Annotated in this window: 21 protein-coding genes; 18 read left to right on the top strand and 3 right to left on the bottom strand. The window is 57.6% G+C overall.

What is annotated here, in order from left to right; translation table 11 throughout:
- Positions 1–211 precede the first annotated feature (211 nt).
- From AC07SQ_RS16670 to pdxA, 3 genes are read left to right on the top strand one after another with little or no spacing between them, the layout of a single operon-like run.
- Positions 212–1564, top strand: a complete 1353-nt coding sequence (locus AC07SQ_RS16670; protein ID WP_070059916.1) for an MFS transporter — start codon at positions 212–214, stop codon at positions 1562–1564.
- Positions 1561–2334: a Nif3-like dinuclear metal center hexameric protein gene (locus AC07SQ_RS16665; protein ID WP_307584231.1), complete on the top strand. Its 774-nt coding sequence runs from the start codon at positions 1561–1563 to the stop codon at positions 2332–2334. Before AC07SQ_RS16670 ends, AC07SQ_RS16665 begins: the two co-directional genes overlap by 4 nt.
- Positions 2331–3371 (top strand): 4-hydroxythreonine-4-phosphate dehydrogenase PdxA, encoded by a 1041-nt coding sequence (gene pdxA, locus AC07SQ_RS16660; protein ID WP_495272448.1) that lies wholly within the window; start codon positions 2331–2333, stop codon positions 3369–3371. Before AC07SQ_RS16665 ends, pdxA begins: the two co-directional genes overlap by 4 nt.
- Before the next feature lie 22 nt (positions 3372–3393).
- Here the strand turns inward: pdxA and mscL are convergent, their stop codons facing one another.
- Complete coding sequence (mscL, locus tag AC07SQ_RS16655; protein WP_062473649.1) at positions 3394–3825, bottom strand: large conductance mechanosensitive channel protein MscL; 432 nt, start codon at positions 3823–3825, stop codon at positions 3394–3396.
- A 751-nt stretch (positions 3826–4576) separates the two neighbouring features.
- Here mscL and AC07SQ_RS16650 point away from each other — a divergent pair.
- From AC07SQ_RS16650 to AC07SQ_RS16580, 15 genes are all read left to right on the top strand, one after another.
- Positions 4577–5653 carry a polysaccharide biosynthesis/export family protein gene (locus AC07SQ_RS16650; protein ID WP_495272502.1) on the top strand — a complete coding sequence of 359 codons (1077 nt, stop codon included), beginning with the start codon at positions 4577–4579 and terminating at the stop codon, positions 5651–5653.
- 139 nt (positions 5654–5792) lie between these two features.
- The gene (locus AC07SQ_RS16645) at positions 5793–7094 is read left to right on the top strand and encodes a nucleotide sugar dehydrogenase (RefSeq protein WP_495272449.1); all 1302 of its coding nucleotides are present in this window, start codon (positions 5793–5795) and stop codon (positions 7092–7094) included.
- A gap of 102 nt (positions 7095–7196) precedes the next feature.
- A complete protein-coding gene (locus AC07SQ_RS16640) occupies positions 7197–8615 on the top strand; it encodes a flippase (RefSeq protein WP_495272450.1) in 1419 nt (472 codons plus the stop codon).
- A 17-nt stretch (positions 8616–8632) separates the two neighbouring features.
- The gene (locus AC07SQ_RS16635; protein ID WP_495272451.1) at positions 8633–9601 is read left to right on the top strand and encodes a glycosyltransferase; all 969 of its coding nucleotides are present in this window, start codon (positions 8633–8635) and stop codon (positions 9599–9601) included.
- Positions 9486–10835, top strand: coding sequence for a glycosyltransferase family 4 protein (locus AC07SQ_RS16630; protein ID WP_495276202.1), 1350 nt, complete (start codon positions 9486–9488; stop codon positions 10833–10835). The genes AC07SQ_RS16635 and AC07SQ_RS16630 overlap by 116 nt, the downstream gene beginning before the upstream one ends.
- A 103-nt stretch (positions 10836–10938) precedes the next feature.
- Positions 10939–11946, top strand: coding sequence for a hypothetical protein (locus AC07SQ_RS16625; RefSeq protein WP_495272453.1), 1008 nt, complete (start codon positions 10939–10941; stop codon positions 11944–11946).
- Positions 11946–13139, top strand: coding sequence for a glycosyltransferase family 4 protein (locus tag AC07SQ_RS16620; RefSeq protein ID WP_495272454.1), 1194 nt, complete (start codon positions 11946–11948; stop codon positions 13137–13139). Before AC07SQ_RS16625 ends, AC07SQ_RS16620 begins: the two co-directional genes overlap by 1 nt.
- Positions 13132–14175 (top strand): polysaccharide biosynthesis protein, encoded by a 1044-nt coding sequence (locus AC07SQ_RS16615; protein ID WP_495272455.1) that lies wholly within the window; start codon positions 13132–13134, stop codon positions 14173–14175. The genes AC07SQ_RS16620 and AC07SQ_RS16615 overlap by 8 nt, the downstream gene beginning before the upstream one ends.
- 4 nt (positions 14176–14179) lie before the next feature.
- Positions 14180–15307, top strand: coding sequence for a UDP-2-acetamido-2,6-beta-L-arabino-hexul-4-ose reductase (wbjC, locus tag AC07SQ_RS16610; protein WP_495272503.1), 1128 nt, complete (start codon positions 14180–14182; stop codon positions 15305–15307).
- Between the two features lie 25 nt (positions 15308–15332).
- A complete protein-coding gene (wecB, locus tag AC07SQ_RS16605; protein WP_495272456.1) occupies positions 15333–16469 on the top strand; it encodes a non-hydrolyzing UDP-N-acetylglucosamine 2-epimerase in 1137 nt (378 codons plus the stop codon).
- 3 nt (positions 16470–16472) lie between these two features.
- Positions 16473–17708 (top strand): glycosyltransferase family 4 protein, encoded by a 1236-nt coding sequence (locus tag AC07SQ_RS16600; RefSeq protein ID WP_495272457.1) that lies wholly within the window; start codon positions 16473–16475, stop codon positions 17706–17708.
- Positions 17705–18310, top strand: a complete 606-nt coding sequence (locus tag AC07SQ_RS16595) for a sugar transferase (protein ID WP_495272458.1) — start codon at positions 17705–17707, stop codon at positions 18308–18310. Before AC07SQ_RS16600 ends, AC07SQ_RS16595 begins: the two co-directional genes overlap by 4 nt.
- Positions 18307–18966 (top strand): acetyltransferase, encoded by a 660-nt coding sequence (locus AC07SQ_RS16590; protein ID WP_495272459.1) that lies wholly within the window; start codon positions 18307–18309, stop codon positions 18964–18966. Before AC07SQ_RS16595 ends, AC07SQ_RS16590 begins: the two co-directional genes overlap by 4 nt.
- A 6-nt stretch (positions 18967–18972) precedes the next feature.
- Positions 18973–20160 (top strand): DegT/DnrJ/EryC1/StrS family aminotransferase, encoded by a 1188-nt coding sequence (locus tag AC07SQ_RS16585; RefSeq protein WP_495272460.1) that lies wholly within the window; start codon positions 18973–18975, stop codon positions 20158–20160.
- A gap of 29 nt (positions 20161–20189) precedes the next feature.
- Complete coding sequence (locus tag AC07SQ_RS16580) at positions 20190–20531, top strand: VanZ family protein (RefSeq protein ID WP_495272461.1); 342 nt, start codon at positions 20190–20192, stop codon at positions 20529–20531.
- Positions 20532–20655: 124 nt separating this feature from the next.
- Here the strand turns inward: AC07SQ_RS16580 and AC07SQ_RS16575 are convergent, their stop codons facing one another.
- Positions 20656–22911, bottom strand: coding sequence for a polysaccharide biosynthesis tyrosine autokinase (locus tag AC07SQ_RS16575; protein ID WP_495272462.1), 2256 nt, complete (start codon positions 22909–22911; stop codon positions 20656–20658).
- On the bottom strand, positions 22908–23342 hold the full coding sequence (locus tag AC07SQ_RS16570; RefSeq protein ID WP_390346323.1) for a low molecular weight protein-tyrosine-phosphatase: 435 nt from the start codon (positions 23340–23342) through the stop codon (positions 22908–22910). Before AC07SQ_RS16570 ends, AC07SQ_RS16575 begins: the two co-directional genes overlap by 4 nt.
- Positions 23343–23413 lie beyond the last annotated feature (71 nt).

The following is a 23413-nucleotide window of genomic DNA, read 5'->3' as shown; positions in this document are numbered from 1 at the left end:
AGACCGCGCGGCAGGGTCGAGATTGCGCGGCCTGCGGGGCGTGAATACGGGCTAACCCTTAGTATCGGCAGGCGATCCGACCCGGATCGCCCCCTCAGGCCTTCCGCGTCGCCCACCCGGCGGACGCGGCCAGGCGATTCCTTCGTCGGCGTGCCACGCTCTGCCCCTATCCGGTTCAAGGCAGGCGAGCGGCCACGATACCCCTGCTGCCATGACCTCAGAAGCTACCTACACGGACGGCGCCACGCCCGCTCCGGCGCGCACGCTCGATGCGCGCGACTACAAGACCCTGGCCCTGTCCGCCCTCGGCGGCACGCTCGAGTTCTACGACTTCGTCATCTACGTCTTCTTCGCGACCGTGCTGGGCGCGCTGTTCTTCCCCGCCGACATGCCCGACTGGCTGCGCCAGCTGCAGACCTTCGGCATCTTCGCGGCGGGCTACCTCGCGCGGCCCGTGGGCGGCATCGTCATTGCGCACTTCGGCGACCTGCTGGGGCGCAAGCGCATGTTCACGCTGTCGATCTTCCTGATGGCGGCGCCCACGCTGGTGATCGGCCTCTTGCCCACCTACGCGAGCATCGGCGTCGCGGCGCCCCTGCTGCTGCTGGCGATGCGCGTGCTGCAGGGCGCGGCCATCGGCGGCGAAATGCCCGGTGCCTGGGTGTTCGTGGGCGAGCACGTGCCGGCCAAGCGCTACGGCTTCGGCATCGGCACGCTGACTTCGGGCATCACCGGCGGCATCCTGCTGGGCTCGCTGGTGGCCGTGGCCATCAACCGCCATTACTCGCCGGAGCAGGTGAACGACTTCGCCTGGCGCATTCCCTTCATCCTGGGCGGTGTGTTCGGGCTGTTCTCGGTCTACCTGCGCCGCTTCCTGCACGAGACGCCGGTCTTCAAGGAACTGGCCGGCCGCAAGACGGTCGCCCGCGAGCTGCCGCTGCGCACCGTGCTGCGCGAGCACCGCCTGGCGAGCGTGTACGTGGGGCTGCAGACCTGGGTGCTGTCGGCTGCCATCGTCGTGGTGGTGTTGTACACGCCCACCTACCTGCAGAAGGTGCACCACATTCCGGCGGCGCTGGCGCTCGAGGCCAACGCGCTCGCCACGCTGACCCTGACCATCGGCTGCGTGATCGTCGGCTGGGCCAGCGACCGCATCGGCACGCGCGCCGTGATGCTCATCGGCTGGGGCGGCCTCTTTGCCACCGCCTACCTGTTCTACACCGGGCTGCCCGGCACGCCGGCCACGCTGTTCTGGCACTACGGGCTGGTGGGCCTCTTCGTGGGCACCATCGCCACGGTGCCGATCGCGGGCGTGCGCGCCTTTCCGGCGCCGGTGCGCTTCACGGGGCTTTCGTTCGCCTACAACATGTCTTATGCCGTCTTCGGCGGCCTGACGCCGGTGATCCTCACGCTCTGGCTGCAGCACGACACCATGGCGCCGGCCCACTACGTCGCCGCGCTGGCGGCGCTGGGCTTCCTGCTGGCCCTGTGGCCCCTGGCCGCACGCGGCCACCCGATGCGCGATGGCGCGCCGGCCGCGGGGAGCGCGACAATGTCGCGATGAGCACCACACGCCACGAACTGCTTCACGCATTCGACCTGCTGCTGGCCCCCGGGCGCTTCAAGGATTACGGACCCAACGGCCTGCAGGTCGAAGGGCGCACCGTGGTCCGCAAGATCGTCTCGGGCGTGACCGCCAGCCGCGCGCTGATCGAGGCCGCGATCCACGCCGAGGCCGATGCCATCTTCGTTCACCACGGCCTGTTCTGGCGCGGCCAGGACGGCTGCGTCACCGGCTGGATGAAGCAGCGCCTGGGCCTGCTGCTGGGCGACGACGTCAACCTGTTCGCCTACCACCTGCCGCTCGACGCGCACCCCGAGCTGGGCAACAACGCGCAACTCGGCCTGCAGTTGGGGCTCGTGGCGCACCCGGGGTCGGCAGGGCGCTTCGGCGAACAAGAACTGGGCTTCCTGGGCGCGCGCGAGAACGGTGAGAACTTCGCCAGCGCCAAGGCCCTGGCGACCCATGCCGAGAAGGTGCTGAAGCGGCCCGTCACGCTGGTCGACACGGCCCACCGCCCGATCAAGAACATCGCGTGGTGCACGGGCGGCGCCCAGGGCTACTTCGAGGCCGCCATCGCGGCCGGCGCCGACGCCTTCATTACCGGCGAGATTTCCGAGCCGCAGGCGCACTACGCCCGCGAGCTGGGCGTGGCCTTCCTGGCCTGTGGCCACCACGCCACCGAGCGCTACGGCGCACAGGCCGTGGCGGCCCATGTGGCGGCGCAGCTCGGGCTGAAGCACGAATTCATCGACATCGACAACCCCGCATGAAGGCGCCGATCGCGATCACGCTCGGCGACCCGGCGGGCATCGGCCCCGAGATCATTGCCAAGGCCTTCCACGACGCGCCCGACGCCGTGCGCGGGGCGTTCGTGGCTGGCGACGTCGGCACGCTGCGAAAAGCCTCGCAGGCGCTCGCGGCGCCGAGGCGGCTGGCGTGGCCTGTCGTGGAGATCGCCAGCGTCGCTGAAGCGGTTGCCGTGCCGCCGGGGTGCATCCCGGTGCTGCAGGTGATCGCGCCGCCGACGGGCATCGAACAAGGGCGCATCAGCGCCGAAGCCGGCCGCGCCGCCGGCGACTGTGTGGTGTGGGCCGCGCGCGCCGCATTGCGCGGCGAGATCTCGGCCCTTGTCACCGCGCCGCTGCACAAGGAAGCGCTGGCCGCGGCCGGCTTTCCGTACCCCGGCCATACCGAGCTGCTGCAGGCCGAGGCCGCCGCCCACCTGGGCCGCACCTTGGCCGACGTGCCCGTGCGCATGATGCTGGCCAACGACGAGTTGCGCACCGTGCTCGTGAGCATCCACATGTCGCTGCGCGACGCCATCGAGGCCGTGCGCTTCGACGGCGTGCTGGACACGCTGCGCATCACCCATCGCGCGCTGACCCACGCGCTCGGCCGGCCGCCGCGCATCGGCGTGGCGGGGCTCAACCCGCACGCGGGCGAGGGCGGCCTGTTCGGTTCGGAAGAGCGCACCGTCATCGCGCCGGCCATCGAGGCCGCACGCGCCGAGGGCATCGACGCCCAGGGGCCCCATGCGCCCGACACCGTCTTCATGCGCGCGCGCGCCAAGGCCGGCGTGCCGTCCAGCGGCGAGTTCGACGTGGTGATCGCGATGTACCACGACCAGGGCCTGATCCCGGTCAAGTACCTCGGGGTGGAGAAGGGCGTGAACGTGACGCTCGGGCTGCCGCTGGTGCGCACCAGCCCGGATCACGGCACGGCGTTCGACATTGCGGGCCAGGGCGTGGCCGATGCCTCTAGCCTCGTCGAGGCGTTGCGCATGGCGCGAACGCTGGCCGGCGCCTGAGCGCGCGGCCGGAAAGAAAAGCTCAGGGGCGCTTCAGGCTGTCGCGGATCTCGCGCAGCAGCGTGATGTCTTCCGGCGTGGCGGCCGGCGCTGCCGGGGCGGCCTCTTCGGTCTTGCGCAGCTTGTTGATCTGCTTGACCATGATGAAGATGATGAAGGCGAGGATCACGAAATTGACAGCAATCGTGATGAAGTTGCCATACGCCAGCACCGGCACGCCGGCTTTCTTCAGTTCCGCCAGCGTGTTCGTCACGCCCGGCGGCACCGTGCCCAGGATCACGTAGAGGTTCGAGAAGTCGAGCTTCCCGAACACCATGCCCACGAGCGGCATGATGATGTCGGCCACGAGCGAGTCGACGATCTTGCCGAACGCCGCCCCGATGATCACGCCGACGGCGAGGTCGATGACGTTGCCCTTGACGGCAAACTCCTTGAATTCGCTGAGGATGCTCATGATTCAGAAAGGGTGCTGAAGACCTGCTGTTGAAAGGGGTGCCAGTATGCCTGCGGAAGCGGGAGGGCAAGACGGCGGCGCGGCGGGTGATGCTGGACTGCAACTGAGGCATGACCGCTGGCGGCGCCTGCCTGGAACGGACGGAGGGTACCCAGTCTCCGTAGCCAAACCTTGCCGACTGCGCTTTGGAACGTCTTGTTTCCAATTTCGCGGGATGGGTAGAACCGGTCGGATACGTTGTGTTTTGCTCTCGAAAAGAAGGCAAAACGGCGCCGTACGGGCATTCCGGAAGCATCCTGGAACGCAGGCAAAGCCCCATTGACAGTGCACTGCACTGGTACGATGAGAGGGGAGCAGTGGGGAGCGGCCGCGCGAAATCGACCTTCAAGACTTCTGTCTGTCAGAGCGCATTCGCCCTGGGTGCGCCAGATTCTTGCGTGACCCCGCGATGAATTCTGCACCTTTGTTGCCTGAATTTGCCAGTTTCAGCGCGACTATAGCTGTTCAAATTTTTACATAAATGGTGCCGCGTAGTGGTGGCGATCACAAGTGTTTGAAAAAGAAGCGCGATACAAAAGAGCGGATGTGCGAGCCTCGCATGCCTCCGGGAATTGCCGTTCTATCGCCGCTTCGTTGTTGATACGACTGACTGACTTTCAAGGGACCTGAATTGAGAAGAGATGCGAAAGCCCTCGCGTGGGTAGCGCTTGCCGGCGCGGTGTTGCTCCAGGGCTGTGCCGTGGTGCCCGGCATGGGTTCGGTGGAGCCTTACGAAGCAGGCGGTGAGTTGCCGTCGCAGTTCCGGTACCTTCCCGATGAAGCGCCGGAAGGCGAAATCACTCCGATCTCGCTGGCGCTGGTGCGTACGCTGGCGGAGGTGTCGCCCAAGGGCGTGCCGCCTGAGGTGCAGGCGTTGTTTGGCAAGGGCGCGCGCTACACCATTGGCCCCGGCGATGTGGTGGGCGTGATCGTGTATGACCACCCTGAGCTGCTGCCCAATGCCGGAGCCGTGATTTCGCAGTCGGTAGACCCTACGGGTGTTCAGGTTGCGCCTGGTTTTATCGTCGACGCCAACGGAGAAATATCCTTCCCGTACATCAAGGGCCGGGTCCGGGTTGCGGGTTTGAGTGAGAGCGAAGCTTCGGAGTTGTTTGTCAAGTTACTCGCGCCGCATATCCGGGATCCGCAAGTGACGGTGCGGATTCAGTCTTTCAGAAGCCGTCGTGCCTATGTGGAGGGCGAAGTCCGGAATCCTGGTTCTCAGATCTTCACCGACGTGCCCATGACGTTGAATGAAGCGATCAATCGAGCCGGCGGCATTACTTCCGATGGCAATCGGTCTGCGATTACCTTGGTCCGGGATGGTCGCTCGATCCCCATCGACATGACCCGACTGCGGGAGGCAGGCTATGACGGAAACAGCATCCCGCTGAAGAATGGCGACACCGTACGTGTGGCGCACAGAGAAGATTCCAAGGTCTTCGTCATGGGGGAAATCATGGCAACAGCGGCGTTGCCCATGCGCAGCAATGGCCGGCTGAGCTTGAACGAGGCTTTGGGAGAGGCCGGAGGCCCTATGGCCTCGACGTCCAATCCCGGGCAAATCTATGTCATCCGCCAAGGGGCAACGGGTAGGCCGGCCATTTTTCATCTGAATGCCAAAAACCCGGCTGCGTTTGCGCTGGCGAGTCAATTTCGGTTGCAGCCACAGGACGTTGTTTATGTCGACCCGGTGCCGCTGGTCAAGTGGAACCGTGTGGTCAGTCTGATTCTGCCGTCCGCATCGGTGGCGAACACCGCCAGCGAGATGTATGTCAGGCACCGTTAGCCTTGCCAAGAGTTCAATCGAATTCTTGGGGTTCACAGTGCGAGTCAGCTTACCTTGAAGTCGGCGGCCGCGAATGCGGTGTGGCGGCATGACCCTTGTCAGGGTCTGTCGCCAATTTTTTGTCTCCAGTGCTTTCAACATGCAAGTCATTCAATCAACTCAATCCATCGCGATCATCGGTCTCGGCTATGTGGGGCTCCCCCTTGCTGTGGAATTTGGCAAGAAGCGCCGTGTGATTGGCTTCGACATCAATGCCAAGCGCATCACCGAACTACAGAGCGGAAACGATCACACGCTCGAGACCACCAGTGCAGAGTTGGCGGCGGCAACGCAGCTGGCGTTCACGTCGCATGCCGATGATCTGCGCGAATGTGCCGTCTTCATCGTGACCGTGCCTACGCCGATTGACAACGCGAATCGGCCCGACCTGACGCCGCTGGTCAAGGCCAGTGAAACCATCGGCAAGGTCCTGTCGAGCGGGGCGATTGTCATCTTCGAATCGACGGTGTATCCCGGCGCAACGGAAGAGGTGTGTGTACCTGTGCTGGAGAAATTCAGTGGTAAGAAATTCAATGTAGATTTCTTCTGCGGATACAGCCCGGAGCGGATCAATCCGGGGGACAAGGTCAACACCCTCACCAAAATCAAGAAGATCACCAGCGGAAGCACGCCTGAAGTGGCCGACCTAGTGGACGCTCTCTACAACGAGATCATTACCGCAGGCACGCACAAGGCCGCCAGCATCAAGGTGGCCGAGGCCGCCAAGGTGATCGAGAACACGCAGCGAGATCTGAACATCGCGCTGGTCAATGAACTGTCCGTGATTTTCGAGCGTCTGGGCATTGACACTCTAGACGTGCTCGAGGCCGCGGGTAGCAAATGGAATTTCCTGCCCTTTCGCCCAGGCCTCGTGGGCGGACATTGCATTGGCGTGGATCCCTACTACCTCACGCACAAGGCTGAGCAGGTCGGCTACCTTCCACAGGTGATATTGGCCGGGCGACGAATCAACGACAACATGGCGCGCTACGTGGCTCGCAACACCATCAAGCTGATGCTGAAAAACGGCATGGATGTACCGCGTTGCCGCATCGGCGTGCTGGGCATCACTTTCAAGGAAAACTGCCCCGACATACGTAATAGCAAGATCGTAGACATGGTGCGCGAGTTTCAAGCGTGGGGCGCGTCAGTTGCAGTCGCTGATCAGTGGGCGGATGCAGAAGAGGTTGTCCGAGAATATGGCATTGAACTTGGTTCTGTTGACGAAAAAAACCCAGTCGATGCTCTCGTTGTCGCCGTTGGTCACCGCGAATATCGTCGTGCGGAAATAGACGAACTGCGCACATTTTGCAGGGGAGAGCTCCCAGTGCTAATCGATGTAAAAAGTCTTTTCAATCCGCAAGAGGCGCGTGATGCAGGTTTTACGGTTTTTCGACTCTGAAAGAATCAGGCTGCCGAAAAATAAAAAAAATTAATGTGAATGAAGAATGAAAATTCATCGAGTCGATACGCAGTTTCCTGCAATCGTATGAATCGAAGCTAGATGAGCATAAGAAAAAATAGCGTCATAAATTTCATTGGGGCAGCGGTTCCTTTGCTCCTCACGTTATTTACACTACCGTTGTACGTTCAAACGATTGGAGAAGAGCGGTTTGCTGTCGTATCAATCGCTTGGATAATTTTGGGGTACTTCGGATTTTTTGACCTAGGTCTGAGTCAGGCTACAGCGTCAACAGTCGCAAAAACGGGCGACCAAAATATTTCCGAAAGAGGCGAAATCTACTGGACAGCTCTAACCATAAATGGGTTCTTTGGATTGATCGGCGGAGCCCTTGCATGGGTAGTCGGATATGTATTTTTTCGTGATTATTTTGCAACCTCGTTTGAGTTAAAGAAAGAAATTTTAGGGGTACTTCCTTGGTTGGCCATTGCGGTTCCCATTGCGACCATTTCGGGTGTTCAAATCGGTTGTCTACAGGGCAGGGAGAAGTTTCTTGCAATCAACAAAATTTCCATAGCAGGCAGCTTTCTTCTGCAGCTACTCCCATTGGCCGCAGCGATTATGATCTCTCCAAGGCTCAATGTAATCATGCCAATTACTGTTTTGAGCCGCATTGCTGTGTTGATTCTCTTGGGTGCTTCGGTTAATAAGGATTTTCAAATCGCAAGGCGCCCAGTATTCAAAAAATCGCTTGCGAAGGAGTTATTGAGTTTTGGTGGATGGGTTACCGTTAGTGGAGTCATTAGCCCGATATTAACCACCTTCGATCGATTTGTAATCGGCGCTATCGCTGGGGCGAAAGCGGTAACTTACTATACGGTGCCGTATAACTTGGCCAGCCGAGTAAGCATATTTCCCACAAGTCTCACAACCGCGCTATTCCCGCGGCTCTCGAGCGCAAATTCTTTGGATCGTCGTGCCTATGCCAGAAATGCTGTTGCGGCGCTCATCTTGATAATGTTGCCATTGCTTGCTTTTGGAATTTTGAATTTCAATACGTTTCTGACGATTTGGATGAGCCCCGAGTTCTCAAAAAAAGCAGGCGGCATAGGAGAGGTGATTTTGCTCGGGATGTTTTTTAATTCGCTTGCGCGAATTCCATACGTTTCATTGCAGGCGTCGGGGCGCCCTGATTTGGTCGCGAAGTGCCACATGGTGGAAATAATTCCTTATTGTTTGATTTTGTACTTCGGGACACTTTATTTCGGTGTAGTTGGCGCCGCTGCCGCATGGGCTCTCCGGAGTTGCGTTGATGCTATTTTTCTTTTCTTCCTTCATGGTATTGAAAAGAGAATTTTATTGAATGCGATTGCCGCATCTGCTTTTTTGCTCGGATTGACACTTTACTCGATCTCCAAGTCTGATGCGACAATTGTCGAGAAAATCGGATTGAACACATTCTTGATGGTTCCGCTTTTGCTCTGGAGCGGGCTGATGATTAGAAAAATCAGACGCGGATAAGCCAGGCATCGTTCCAAATGAAAATTTCCGTTGCTATAGCTACATTTAACGGCGCGCACTTTTTGGAGGCGCAGCTAAATAGTATATTAAACCAGAAGTGTGTACCGGATGAGATAGTCGTTAGCGATGACAACTCCACTGATGGAACTTTCGAGATACTGGAGAAATTTCAACGCGATGCAAATCTTGAGGTAATTGTGTTTAAAAATATGGGGGCATCTGGATATACTCAGAATTTTGCCAGCGCGCTTGCTCGAACAACCGGTGATTTGATATTTCTGAGTGACCAAGATGATGTTTGGAATACAGAAAAAATCAGAAAAATTGTTGAGCTTTCGAGTCGCTTTCCTAAGCACCTTGCATTTCTAAATGATGCTGAGCTGACTGATGCGAAGCTCAACCCAACGGGCCTTACCAAGCTTGGCCAAATTAGAGCGGCCGGCCTGAGTTGCGACTCCTTTGTTATGGGCTGTTGTGCCGCAATAAGACGCGAGCTTTTGGAGTATTGCCTTCCTATTCCTGCTTCTTTTAAGGGGCATGACAATTGGATTGTCGGCGTTGCGAACGGACTCGGCGCTACATATATAAGCGAAGAGATTTTGCAATACTACCGAAGGCACGGCGACAACACGTCGATCTTGTTGGTCAATAGTTTGAAGCCAGTCAGCCTGCGCAGGGTATTAATGAGCGCGATGAGTCGAATAGTGAAAAATCGAGGCGACGCGGAATTGGTGGATCTGAAATCGAGAACTCAAATTATTTTGAGTCGAGTGAGAAATCTAAAAGGAAAAGTCGGCGAATACCATGAGGCACTCGCTTCTTTTGAGAACTCTCTTCTTAGAGATTTGGAATTGACCGAAGTTCGCATACGTGCTCGACGCGGCAGCCTGGCGCAAAGGATCGCGTTTGCCCTATCAAAAAAAAATAGGCAGCTCTATGGAAGGGCGGGGGCCGTTAAAAAGATTCTCAGAGATATTTTGGCTTGACGAGTTTTGCCTAGGCTTCAAAAAAATGAAGAAAAAAAAAATCCTCTATATCCATCATTCAACAGGAATAGGCGGGGCGCCGATAAGTTTGATAGAAATAATCAAGACGCTTCCTCCTTCTGAATTTGACGTGGAGGTGCTGCTGCTTAAGCGATCTGATGTATGCGGTCTTTTTGAGGCAGCCAAAATTGATTACAAGGTCGCCGATCATTGGTTTTATAGGCGGTGGTACTTGCCATACGCTCACATAGAAGTCGGTTGGGTGAAGGTCTTTCAGCCGATGAAGTTTTTATATTTTACTTTTTCTTGGCTGATTTCCAGATTCTTTGGCGCGCAAGCCTTGTTGAAAGATCATGAGGCTGACATAGTTCATTTGAACTCGTATGCGTTAACTGATTTTTTATGTGCGTCAAAAAAAATCGCAAAAACCGTAATTCATGTAAGGGAACCTGCAACCCGTGGCCATTTTGGAATTCGACAAAGAGTTGCAAGAGGGCAAATCCAAAAATACGCAGACGATGTCATCGCCATTAGCAAGGATAATCTTGCTCGTTTGAAAATTGATGGACTGGGGCATGTAGTCTACAACTCCTTTTCACCAGTGCTTGCTTCTTCAAGATCACCTAGCAGTCTGCCAAACTCTGTGATTTATCTCGGAGGCGCATCTCCCCATAAGGGATTCTTGACGCTGGCGGCCGCTGCGGAAAAAATTGATCCTAGAATTAAAATAAAAGTGCTCGGATACATTGAAACTAACCTTGGATTAGAGGAGTCTTTGATTGGAAGAGTGAGGCACGGACTGAAAAAAATCACTTCTTTGGAATACAGAGGAGTATTGCAAGCTCTGGCTAAATTGAAGGGGCTGAGAAATGTTGAATTTGTCGGGGTGGTAAAAAATACAGAAAAATACCTCGAGGAAAGCCGCCTTTTGCTAAATTTATTTACGATAACTCATTTTTCTCGTCCGATTATTGAGAGCTATGCAGTTGGTCGAGGAGTCATTGCTACAGATGTAGATGGCATCGACGAGATCGTAGACGCAGGCCTGACGGGATTTTTGGTGAATAAAAATAATCCCGAAGCTCTTGCGGAATTGGTTAATCGCGTCGCTTTGGATGATGGGCTATTAGATCGAATTGGAAGAAATGCCCGCGAACTTGCTGCAGTTCGATTTTCTTCAAAAAACGTTAGCAAAGTTGTTGAGATATACAACGCACTGCTTCGAGTCGCTTGATCTGCATTGGTTTTCATCTTCAAAAAATTTAACGTATGGTATATCAGGAGCGAAAATTTCATGCCTTCATCGAAATGATGGCTACAGATGAGAAGGCATTCTGATGGCAGGGTCGGAGCTTTATGCGTCGCTGAACTATCTCGCTCTTTTGGTTGGGTTTGTACTATATTTCTGGATGGTGCGACTTGATGGGGACTGGGTCGAAATCTTTGTCGTCCTATGTTTGGTGTCCATGTCTTTGGCGCTATTTTTGGTATCCGATCTCTATCCGATACTGAACTCATTGTTGCTTTTTTTGTGTTTACGGCACATTTTTTCCAATAAAAATACAATGGGGCGTGTTTATGCGCGTCTTGCTGAAAGACGAATGGCGACTTGGCTGGTGTTGCTTTTCCTAATTGCCCTGACTTATGTTTTTAGCGGGATAAGAGGTTGGCAGAGCGTTATGGTCACCTCCTTGCGCTACTGGATAATATTCTTGGCATTTTTTGCTTGGCGTGGTACCGATTCTGTTAAAGAAAAAACGGCCTTGACTACGATGCTCCTGGTTTTGGGGATGGTATGGGGCTCAAAAATTGTTCTTGTTTGCGGTGCTGTACTTTTCTTTTTTCAGTTCATCCGACTTTCTTCGTTAAAAAAACGCCTGCTTCTTAGTGTGTTTGTGATTCTTGCATTGATATTAATTTGGGTTCTGTTTAACGAACAAGTGCAGGTTTTCCTAACAGAGAGCGTACTTCGTCCGGACTACGATCGAGATGTAAAAATTTTAGGCCTTTCGGACGGATCGAGGCTCACGCTTTGGAGTGATTACTTGCAAGGAGCTCGACTTTTTGGAAAAGGTGACTATTTGGGGCAAGACCTGGCGCCTACACACAATATATTTGTGTACTTGGTCTATGAATTTGGTGCAGCACCCGCCTCAATAGCCTCTGTATTCCTGCTGCGTATTGCATTTGGATGTGCGAAAGCCAGTGGGGTGGAGTTTCTGCTGATCCTGGCGTTCTGTTTTTTGCTTTCCTCGGTCTTTGAATACGGAACTGGATGGGTTTTTCCGTTGATTGCGCTTCCTTTTTTTGTGATGAAGGAATTTCGATTTAAGTTGGAAAAATAATGGCTGATGTGCTACTAATTACAACGAAGTACAGGCACGAAAATGGTTCGCCTTGGCTGGTGAGTGAGTTGGCGGAGGAAATGGTCGCGCAAGGCTCACGGGTCACGGTGCTGAATTTGAACTGGACAAGTGCGTCAGTGTTGAAGAACGTTGAATTACAGGGCTTAAGGGTTGTTAATTTTGTTGCTGTACATCCAGCACGAGGGAGTGGGGGGCTCTTGGGGAAATGGGGATTTTCGTCATTCAAGTTAATTCCGTTTTTGCTAAAAGAGATTGTGTTGGGAGGTAGATATGATCTACTTGTATCTTTTTCTCCTTGTACTGCTCTTTGGGCCGCCCTTTTTCTGGCAAAAAAGATTAGTCGAAAATCGTCTTTGATTTACTGGGATATTTTCCCTCTTCATAATCAAGCGATTGGGAAGTCTATTCCAAAGAAATTTCTCCCTATTTTGAGAGGCATGGAGAAACGTTTGATCTCTTCGTTTGACTTGGTCGGATGCATGGGTAACGGAAATCGAAATGCCTTTCTGAAGTATTTCGGTGATGAAATTAACTCGGTGAAAATTGTTCCTCTTTGGACTTCATTGTTGAATCCTCCTCTTGTAGAAAAAAACCAAACTAGACGCCGCCACGGTTTTTGTGAAGAGTCCCTGGTATTCGTGTTCGGTGGGCAACTAGTGGCTGGGCGTGGAATCGAGAATTTGTGCGAAGCGTTTTTTCAAGTCGCTGCGGAGATCAAGGGTATTTCTCTGGCTTTTTGCGGCACAGGCCCATTGGAAGAGGTCGTTCGAATGTATGAGAAAGAAAGTCTTGGCGCAATTCGGTTGATCGGATCATTGCCTAGGGATAAGTATATGGATTTCTTGGCCGCATCCGATGTCGGTGTAGTCTCTGCCATATCCAGTAGTGGAACGTCGTCGTTCCCATCAAAAAGTTTGGACTATATGGCTTGCAATTTGCCAATGCTCGCAATATTGGAGCCCAAAAATGACCTCAGCCTTCTTGCGGTTGAACATGATTTTGGGGTGATTTGCATTGCGGATAAAAGCGCGGAGATTGCTCTTTCGGTCAAAGAAATGGTTAAAAAAAGAGCTGAATTTGCAAAAATGGGTTTAAATGGAAATGCTTACTTAAAATCCAGGCACTCTGTGTCTAATGTTGTTGAAGAATTCATGAGGATGTCAAATGTTTGAGCGAAAGATTTTGTGCATCACCGGAGGAACCGGCTCTTTTGGTAATGCTGTGCTTAATCGATTTCTAGATACCGAAATTTCAGAGATCCGCATCTTCAGTCGCGATGAAAAAAAGCAGGATGACATGCGCAAGCGCTACAACCATCCCAAGCTCAAGTTCTATATCGGCGATGTGCGCGATTCGCGAAGCGTGAGCGCGGCAATGCGCGGTGTGGACTACGTCTTCCACGCGGCCGCCCTCAAGCAAGTACCGTCCTGCGAATTCCACCCCATGCAGGCAGTCCGCACCAACGTCCTCGGCACCGAAAACGTCTTGGAAGCCGCAATCGCCGCAGGCGTGAAGCGCGTCGTCTGCCTCAGCACCGATAAAGCGGTCTATCCCATCAATGCCATGGGCATCAGCAAGGCCATGATGGAAAAAGTGATGGTCGCCGCCAGCCGGAACCTAGAGAGCACCAACACCGTCATCTGCGGCACCCGCTATGGCAATGTCATGGCTTCCCGCGGCTCGGTCATTCCGTTGTTCGTAGAGCAGGTGCTGGCGGGCAAGCCCATTACCGTGACCGACCCGTCCATGACCCGCTTCATGATGACCCTGGAGGACGCTGTGGAACTGGTGCTGCATGCCTTCGAGCACGGCAACAACGGCGACATCTTTGTGCAAAAGGCGCCTGCCGCCACGGTGCAGGTCCTGACCCAAGCCATCCTGGAACTGATGGGCAAGCCGGATCACGAAGTGCGCGAAATCGGCACCCGCCATGGCGAGAAGCTCTATGAAGCGCTGCTGAGTCGGGAAGAAATGGCCTGCGCCGAAGACCAGGGCGACTACTACCGCGTGCCGCCCGATGGCCGCGACCTGAACTACGCCAAGTTCGTGGAGCAGGGCGAACAGCGCATCACGCGCAGCTCGCACGGTGAAGACTACAACTCGCACAACACCACCCGCCTCGATGTCGACGGCATGAAGAAGCTGCTGCTTAAGCTTGACTTCATGCAGCGCATCGCGCGCGGTGAGCCTGCTGAAGCACAGGGGTGATCCGATGAAGGTGTTGATTACCGGCGCCGGCGGCTTCGTGGGCAAGAACCTGCAGTTGCACCTGGCCGAGCGCAAGGACGTGCAGGTGGTCTGCTTCACGCGCGACCACAGCGTGGAGCAATTGCCAGCCCTGCTGGAAGGCGTGGACTTCGTGTTCCATCTCGCTGGTGTCAACCGCCCGCAAGATCCGCAGGAATTCGCCACCGGCAACGCGGAGCTCACGCAGAGCCTCTGCCGCGCCGTCGGCGACGTGGCGAAGGCGACTGGCAAGAAGGTGCCGATCGTCTACACGTCGTCTACGCAGGCGGGGCGCGACAACCCGTACGGCAACAGCAAGCGCGGTGCGGAAGAAGCGCTGCGGGCTGCAGCGGCGGGCCTTGGCATTCCGGTGCACGTCTTCCGTTTGCCCAATGTGTTCGGCAAATGGTGCCGACCCAACTACAACTCTGCCGTGGCCACCTTCTGCCACAACATCGCGCGCGACCTGCCGATCCAGGTCAACGACCCGGCCGCACCGGTCACGCTGGTGTATGTCGACGATGTCATCGAGCGTTTCGTCCAGCTCATGGACGGCGCTGACACCACCGTGGACGCAGACGGTTTTGCGACGGTCACGCCGCAATACACCACCACGGTGGGCGAGCTGGCCCGGCAGATCCAGTCGTTTAAAGACAGCCGCAACACGCTCATGACCGACCGCGTGGGAGCGGGCTTGGTGCGCGCGCTCTATTCGACTTACGTGAGCTACCTGCCGCCCGATTCGTTTGCCTACACCGTGCCGCAGCACGGGGACGCGCGCGGTGTGTTCGTCGAAATGCTCAAGACGCCGGACGCCGGCCAGTTCTCGTTCTTCACCGCGCACGCGGGCATTACCCGGGGTGGCCACTATCACCACAGCAAGACCGAGAAGTTCCTCGTCATCAAGGGGCAGGCGCGGTTCAAGTTCCGGCACATGCACACCGGCGAAACCCACGAGCTGGTGACTGCGGGCGACAAGTCTGAAATCGTCGAAACCGTGCCCGGCTGGACGCACGACATCACCAACATCGGCACCGAAGAAATGGTAGTGATGCTCTGGGCCAACGAGGTGTTCGATCGCGCGCGGCCGGACACCTTCGCTTGTCCGCTGTAGTCCCTCGGCTTTGGATCCATCTCCCATGAAAAAACTCAAAGTCATGACCGTGGTCGGCACCCGGCCCGAAATCATTCGCCTGTCGCGCGTGCTGGCTCGCCTGGACGAGCATTGCGAACACGTGCTCGTGCATACCGGCCAGAACTACGACTACGAACTCAACCAGGTCTTCTTCGACGACCTGGGCGTGCGTAAGCCCGACCACTTTTTGAACAGCGCGGCCAACGCCACCAGCGCGGCGCACACCATCGGCAACCTCATCATCGCGGTGGACCAGGTGCTGGGCGAGGTGCAGCCCGAAGCCATGCTGGTGCTGGGCGACACCAACAGCTGCCTCTCGGTGATTCCGGCCAAGCGCCGCAAGATTCCGATCTTTCACATGGAAGCGGGAAACCGTTGCTTCGACCAGCGCGTGCCCGAAGAAACCAACCGCCGCATCGTGGACCACACGGCGGACGTCAACCTCACTTACAGCACGATCGCGCGTGATTACCTGTTGCGCGAAGGGCTGCCGCCCGATCTGGTCATCAAGACCGGCAGCCCGATGTTCGAGGTGCTGACGCACTATCGCCCGCGCATCGAGGCGTCCGGCGTGCTGGAGCGGCTGGGTTTGCAGGCGGAGCAGTACTTCGTGGTCAGTGCCCATCGCGAAGAGAACATCGAGTCGCCGCAGTCCTTTAGCAAGCTGGTGGCGGTGCTGAATGCCGTGGCCGAAGACCACGACATGCCGGTCATCGTCTCGACGCACCCGCGCACGCAGAAGCGCATCGACGCGACCGGCGCGCGCTTTCATCCACAAGTGCGCCTGTTGAAGCCGCTGGGCTTTCACGACTACGTGAAGCTGCAGCTCTCGGCGCGCGCCACGTTGTCCGACAGCGGCACGATCAACGAAGAGTCGTCGATCCTGAATTTTCCGGCGCTCAACTTGCGTGAAGCGCATGAGCGGCCCGAAGGGATGGAAGAGGGGGCCGTGATGATGGTCGGCCTCGAGGTGGACCGAGTGCGCCAGGGCCTGGCCATTCTGGAGAGCCAGCTGCGAGGCGATGCGCGCGGCCTGCGCCAAGTGGCCGACTACAGCATGCCCAATGTGTCGGACAAGGTGCTGCGCATCGTTCACAGCTACACCGATTATGTGAACCGCGTGGTCTGGAAGAAGTACTGACGCATGGCAATTCGCGTGTTGTTGCTGATGCAGTGGTTCGATCCGGAGCCGACGTTCAAGGGCATCGTGTTCGCCCGCGAACTGGTGCGCCAGGGCTTCGAGGTCGAAGTGTTGACGGGCTTCCCCAACTACCCGGGCGGCAAGGTGTATCCGGGCTACCGCATCAAGCTGCTGCGGCGCGAAACGATCGACGGCGTGCAGGTGACGCGCGTGGCGCTCTATCCCAACCACGACCAGTCGGCGATCAAACGGGTGTTGAACTACGCGAGCTTTGCCACGTCGTCGCTGGTCTATGGCCTGTTCATGGCGCGCCGGCCCGACGTGATCTATGCCTACCATCCGCCGCTCACGGTGGGCATCACCGCCGGCCTGCTGCGGCTGTTGCGCCGCGTTCCCGTGGTCTACGACATCCAGGACATGTGGCCCGACACCTTGCGTGCCACGGGCATGGTCAACAACGCCCGGGCCTTGAGTGCAGTGGCTGCGGTGTGCCAATGGGTGTATCGCCGCGCGGACCACATCGCGGTCCTGTCACCGGGTTTCAAGCGCCTACTATTGGAGCGCGGCGTGCCTGAGGCCAAGGTGGGGGTGATCTACAACTGGGCCGACGAAGTGGCGCTGGCTTCGCCGCAAGGCCAGCCGCCGACCAGCTTTCCGGGGCCGGATCAGTTCCGCGTTCTCTTTGCGGGAAACATGGGCAAGGCCCAGGCGCTGGACGCTGTGCTCGAAGCGGCGGTTCTGCTGCAGGCGCGCAGTTCGCGGGTGTGTTTCGTGCTGCTGGGTGGCGGCGTGGAAGTGGGCCGGCTCAAGCAGCGCGCCGCAGACCTGCAGTTGCGTAACGTGGTCTTTCTGCCGCCGGTGCCGATGTCGGAAGTGGGTGCGTTGCTGAACGCAGCCGACACGCTGCTGGTGCACCTTCGCAAGGACCCGCTCTTCGAGATCACTATCCCTTCCAAGACACAGGCCTACATGGCCGTCGGCAAACCGCTGTTGATGGCGGTCGATGGCGATGCGGCCGGGTTGGTTGCGCAGTCGGGCGGTGGCGTGGTCGTTGAATCCGAAAACGCCAGCGCGCTGGCTGATGCCGCCGATGCGCTCGCAGCGATGCCGCCTGATGCCTTGGCGGCCATGGGGCAGCAGGCGCAGCACTACTACCGTAAACAACTGGCCTTGAAGGTTGGCGTCGAAAAATTCGGTGCCATCTTCACGCGGCTGGCGAACAGGTCGAAATCCAGATGAAGCGCCTTTTTGACATCGTGCTCGCTTGCGTGGCGCTGCTGCTCCTCGGTCTTCCGCTGTTGTTCCTGACATGGCAGGTGCGCCGCAAGCTGGGCAGCCCTGCCTTCTTTCGTCAAACGAGGCCTGGCATGCGCGGGCGGCCGTTCAACATGGTCAAGTTCCGCACGATGACAGATGCGCGTGGTGTTGACGGAGAGTTGTTGTCCGACGCCGACCGCTTGACGCCCTTCGGCCGCTTCCTGCGCGCCAGCAGCCTCGACGAGTTGCCCGAACTCTGGAACGTGCTCAAGGGCGACATGAGCCTGGTTGGCCCGCGTCCGTTGCTGATGGACTACCTGCCGCTTTACTCCGCCGAGCAATCCCGCCGCCATGAGGTGCGTCCCGGCATCACCGGCTGGGCGCAGATCAACGGGCGCAATGCGTTGAGCTGGGACGAGAAATTCAAACTCGACGTCTGGTACGTGGACAACCGTTCACTCTGGCTCGACATCAAGATCCTGTGGCTGACGGTGCGCAAGGTGCTAGTGCGTGATGGCATCAGCGCGGCGGGCGAGGCCACGATGCCTCGATTCGTAGGCTCGCAAACTGGAGGCAAACAATGACTCTTCCTCTCTTTGCCGTTTATGGTGCCAGCGGATATGGCCGCGAAGTGATGCCGCTGGCGCGCGAGCAATTGCGGCGCGAGGGCATTCCGGCCGAGCAATTGGTGTTCGTTGACGATCATCCCGAGGCGCAGATGGTCAATGGTCAGCGCGTGCTCCGCTATGCGGAATTCATGCAGGCCGAAGCCAGCACGCGGTATGCGGTGCTGGCCATCGCCAACAGCACAGTACGAGAAGAACTGGCCGCACGTTGTGCCGCGGATCAGGTGTTACCGTGGACTGTGGCAGCCGCCAACGTGGTGATGCTCGACGATGCTGTGCTGGGAGAAGGGGCCATATTGAGCCCCTTCGCCATGCTCACCTCCAATCTCCGGATAGGGCGGCACTTTCACGCCAACATCTATAGCTATGTAGCCCACGATTGCGTGGTGGGCGACTTCGTGACCTTTGCGCCCGGCGTCAAGTGCAATGGCAATGTCGTCATTGAAGACCACGTCTACATCGGAACCGGCGCGGTCATCAAGCAAGGCAAGCCCGGGCAGCCCCTGGTCATCGGCCGTGGTGCGGTGGTCGGAATGGGCGCTGTCGTTACCCGCGATGTACCGCCGGGCGCCACCGTGATCGGAAATCCCGCCAAACCATTTCTCAAAGGTTGAACTGTTGTGTTGAACACCCCTTTCTCCCCGTGGCCGAGCTTCACTGCCGAAGAGGCCGATGCCGTGCAGCGCGTGCTCCTGTCCAACAAGGTCAATTACTGGACGGGGCAGGAATGCCGCCTGTTCGAAAAGGAATTCGCCGCTTGGGCAGGCACCGCGCATGCGCTCGCACTGGCCAACGGCACGCTGGCCCTGGACGTGATCCTCAATGGAATGGGCATCGGGCCGGGTGACGAGGTCATCGTCACGCCACGCACCTTCATCGCGAGCGTGTCGTGCGTGGTGAATGCGGGGGCAACGCCGGTGTTTGCGGACATCGATGCAGAAAGCGGCAACCTGTCGGCCGAGACCATTGCGCAGGTCGTCACGCCGCGCACCAAGGCTGTCATCTGCGTGCACCTGGGTGGTTGGCCGTGCGACATGGATCCGATCATGGCGCTTGCGGCCAAGCACGATTTCAAGGTGGTCGAAGACTGCGCGCAGGCGCATGGTGCCCGCTACAAGGGGCGGCCCGTCGGTTCCCTCGGTCATGCCGGCGCCTGGTCGTTCTGCCAAGACAAGATCATGACGACGGGCGGGGAGGGCGGCATGGTCACGACTAACGATGAAGCGTTGTGGCGTTCCATGTGGCAGTACAAGGATCACGGAAAGAGCTACGAAGCCGTCTACGAGCGCGAGCATCCGCCGGGCTTTCGTTGGGTGCATGAGAGCTTCGGCACCAACTGGCGAATGCTGGAACTGCAAGCGGTCATCGGGCGAATCCAGCTGCGCCGGATGAGCGACTGGACTTCTGCACGTACGTGCCATGCACAGGCCCTGTGGAAGGCTGCCAGTCCTCATCCAGCGGTGCGTGTGCCTGCCTTTGTAGAGCAAGATGCGGCGGGCAGTGCCCATGCGCACTACAAGTGCTACGTTTACGTGCAGCCGAAAAAGTTGGCGGTTGGCTGGAGCCGTGATCGGATCGTTGAGGCGATCCAAGCACATGGCGTGCCCTGCTATCAGGGGTCTTGCTCCGAGGTCTATCTTGAGCGAGCGTTCGACGATACGGGTTGGCGGCCGACTGCGCGATTGCCTGTCGCGCGCGCAATGGGGGAAACCAGCCTGATGTTCCTTGTGCATCCGACACTTACTTCAATCGAGATGGACAAGAGCTGCCAAGTCATCGGGCAGGTACTGGCCGAGGCGTCGGCTTGAGTGCGTTGTGGGCTCGCATCGCAGCCGACATGATCTTGTGGCGCTGGCTGCTGGCCATTGCCATGCTGGCGTTGTTGGTGCTCAGTTTGATGCCCGCCGCTATTCCGGTGCCGAGTACGGGCTGGGACAAGAGCAATCACGCGCTAGGTTTTGCGGTCCTGGCATTCCTTGCGTATTGGGCGTGGCAGGGGCGCATCCCGCTATCACTGTTGGGGCTGCTTGGCTACGGAGCTCTGATTGAAGTGCTGCAGTCGCTCACGCCTGATCGCATGGCCGAGTGGAGCGATCTTTGGGCAGATGGCGTTGGCCTGCTGGTCGGCACTGCCGTTGCATGGTTGTTGCAACGGTTGGCGGTGATTCGACAGGTCTGAGGCGGCGAGGCTCATGCTGGTTGCCGCCGAGGCAACTGCGAGACTGGCTTCGTCGAGGTTCGGCGCGAAGGGTGAGGCACTTTGATAGTCCTCTCCCCTCACTGCTGGCTCATTGATCGCTCGCTCAAGCTTCTTTGTACTTGTACTCGGTATAGCGGTAGCCGCCGTACTTGTAACCGTAGCTGCCATAGTGTCGGCGAGAGAGGTCCATGCCGTTGAAGACCACTCCGTTGACCTGCTGGCCCGCATGCGCGAGGCGTTTGACGCTCTCATTCAGTTCGCCGAGTTGGGTCAGGTTGTCACGGGCAACCAGCAGGACAGCGCCAGCATGTGCTGCAACCGCCGCGGCGTCGGCCGCCACCAGCACGGGCGGACTGTCGATCACAACCAGGTCGTAGCGCTCCGAGAAGTCGTTCAGCAGTTCGCCCAACTTTGACGAAAGCATCATGTTGGCTGGGTTGAACGGATAGTTTCCGGTCGTCAAAACATCCAGGTTGGGGATCACTTGCCCGTGAATGGCCTGCTCGGGAGACATATCACCTGCCAAGACGTCGGCCAAACCCCCTTTGCGCGGGAGACCAAATGCCTTTTGGAGGTGACCCTTTCGCAAGTCGGCGTCGATCAGCAACACGCGCTTGCCCGCCTGCGCCATGATGACGGCGAAGTTGCCAGATACGAAGCTCTTGCCCACCCCAGGGGTGGCACCTGTGATGAGCACGCGATTGTTGCCACTCTCCATCAATGTCAGCTGCAGGGACACCCGCAGGTTGCGGAGGCTTTCGATGGCAAGGCTTTCGGGAGAGGTTACGGCCAACAGTTGCACGCCCTTCGCGCCACCTGCGATGTGTTCCAGGATCGTTTCTTGCTCAAGCGCCAATGGAACGACGGAGTAGACGTTCAGGCCGAGCCGATCTTCGATCTCTTGAGGATTGCGGATGCCGCTCGACAACTTGGTGCGCAGGATTGCCAACGCGACGCCTGCCAGAAGGCCGAGTACCAGCGAGAGCGCAACGATCAGAGGCTTTTGAGGTTTGACCGCGCTTTTGGGTTCTATGGCCGTGTCGAGCAGACGCACATTGCCGATCTTGCCTTCCTTGACGAGACGCAGTTGCAAAGAGCTGTTGAGCAGCGACTTGTAGAGTTCGCCGTTGACGCGGACGTCGCGCTCCAACCGCAAGGCGTCCCGCTGTACGGCGGGCATAGCACTCACTCGAGTTTCCAGGCCATTGATTTCATGGTTGATGGCTGCAATTTGGCCATCCACCATGCGGACCTTCGGGTTGGTCTCGGTAAATCGCGCAAGCAGTTCGCGCCGCTGTTGCTGGGTTTCTAGCAGCTTGGTCTGCAGCTGCACCGACATTCCCAAAACAGCCTTGGCTTCTTCGTCAAAGGCGACCGTACCGTTCTTGTTGCGGAAGCGGGCATAAATGTCTTCCGAGTCTTCGAGTTGCCGTTTGAATTCGGGCAACTGTTGGTCGAGGAATTCAATGGTCTTCTCTGCCTCTGCAGCTTTGCGCTCGACGTTCTGGCGAACATACTGTGTGCCGATTTCGTTAAGCGTGCGCCGCAGGCGACTACGGTCGCTACCTTCGAGGGTGACATTGATTACGTTCGATTGCTTGCCTTGCTCGCTGAGTTGTACGCGTTTTTGCAAGCTCTCAGTCGTGGCGAGGGACGACGCCCTCGAGACAAGAAATTCGGCACCTGGTTTCCCGTCGATCCGCGAAACCATCAGCGTGATGGTGCCGCCAGGCACTTGCTGACTGAGCATCTTGCCAGCAGTGCCCGTCAATGGCTCAGGAAGGCCAGGGTGCGAGACCGTGTAATGGCCATCTGCCTGCGCAGTGATCGTGAAGGGCTGCTGATCTTCGAGTGCAGAGGGCACATCGAACTTGGCAATGTCGATAGCTTCGGTGCCAGAAACGTAGCCCCCCATGCCCAGAAAGCCAGGGTTTGACAGTTCCGTGGAACGTCGCGAGAGCCATTCGCCAATGACGGGGACATAGCGCGGCTGAGCGTTGATGTACAGGCGCATCGCTTCCACAGCGCCCCCGATGACCATTCGCGAACGGATGATCTGGATTTCGCCAATGGCGGGCGTCTTCACATCAAAGAGGTTGGCCGTATCACCAAGAAAATTCTTGGAATCTGGTGCTGAGTCTTCAACCTGGATCAAGAGGTTGGACTCATAGATTGGGGTGGCCAGAAGCGCATAGGCAAGCCCAAGCCCAAGAGCCACAGCCGTGACACCTGCCACCAGCCACTTGCGGTCAAGCAGGATGTCGAAGTACTCGGACAAGTTGATGACGTCATCGTCATCGTCGCGCGGACGAATCGTGTTGGGTGTCAAAGGGGCCGATGTGGAAGCGGAAGGGGTCATGAGAGTTTGCGGATGCGTTCAGCCCAGGCGTGGGCACCATCAGCGATGAGTTGCAGGGCGTGTTCGAAAGCTGGAAGGCCCAGGCGGTAGGGGTCGGGAATGTCGACGCGCGCAACCTCTCCCAGCCGGAACAACTTGCCGCGGGTCAGCGGATGGCGTTGACCAATGTGGATACGTTGCGCTTCGTCCATCGCAAGAATGAGATCGGCCTGCTGGCACATTTGCCCTGTGAGTTGGCGTGCGCGGTGGTCCTCGATGTCGATGCCGCGTGCGGCCATCAACTTGCGTGCGATCGGATCTGCGGGGTGACCGACCAACGCGCCCGTCCCGGCAGACGTGACTTGAACCTGTGGCAATGCTGCAGCGATCAGTGCTTCCCCCATGGGACTGCGACAGATGTTGCCAATGCATACCACCAGAACGGATTTCATGAGACTTGGCTCCCTGCGAAGGCTTGTGCCTCTGTTGTCAGACTCAACGTATTGCGTGCCGCGCACTTCAT

Source organism: Variovorax sp. GW821-FHT06D12 (assembly GCF_059419205.1).
The sequence above is the reverse complement of the archived record's forward strand: the minus strand, read 5'-3'. Positions and strand labels throughout refer to the sequence as shown.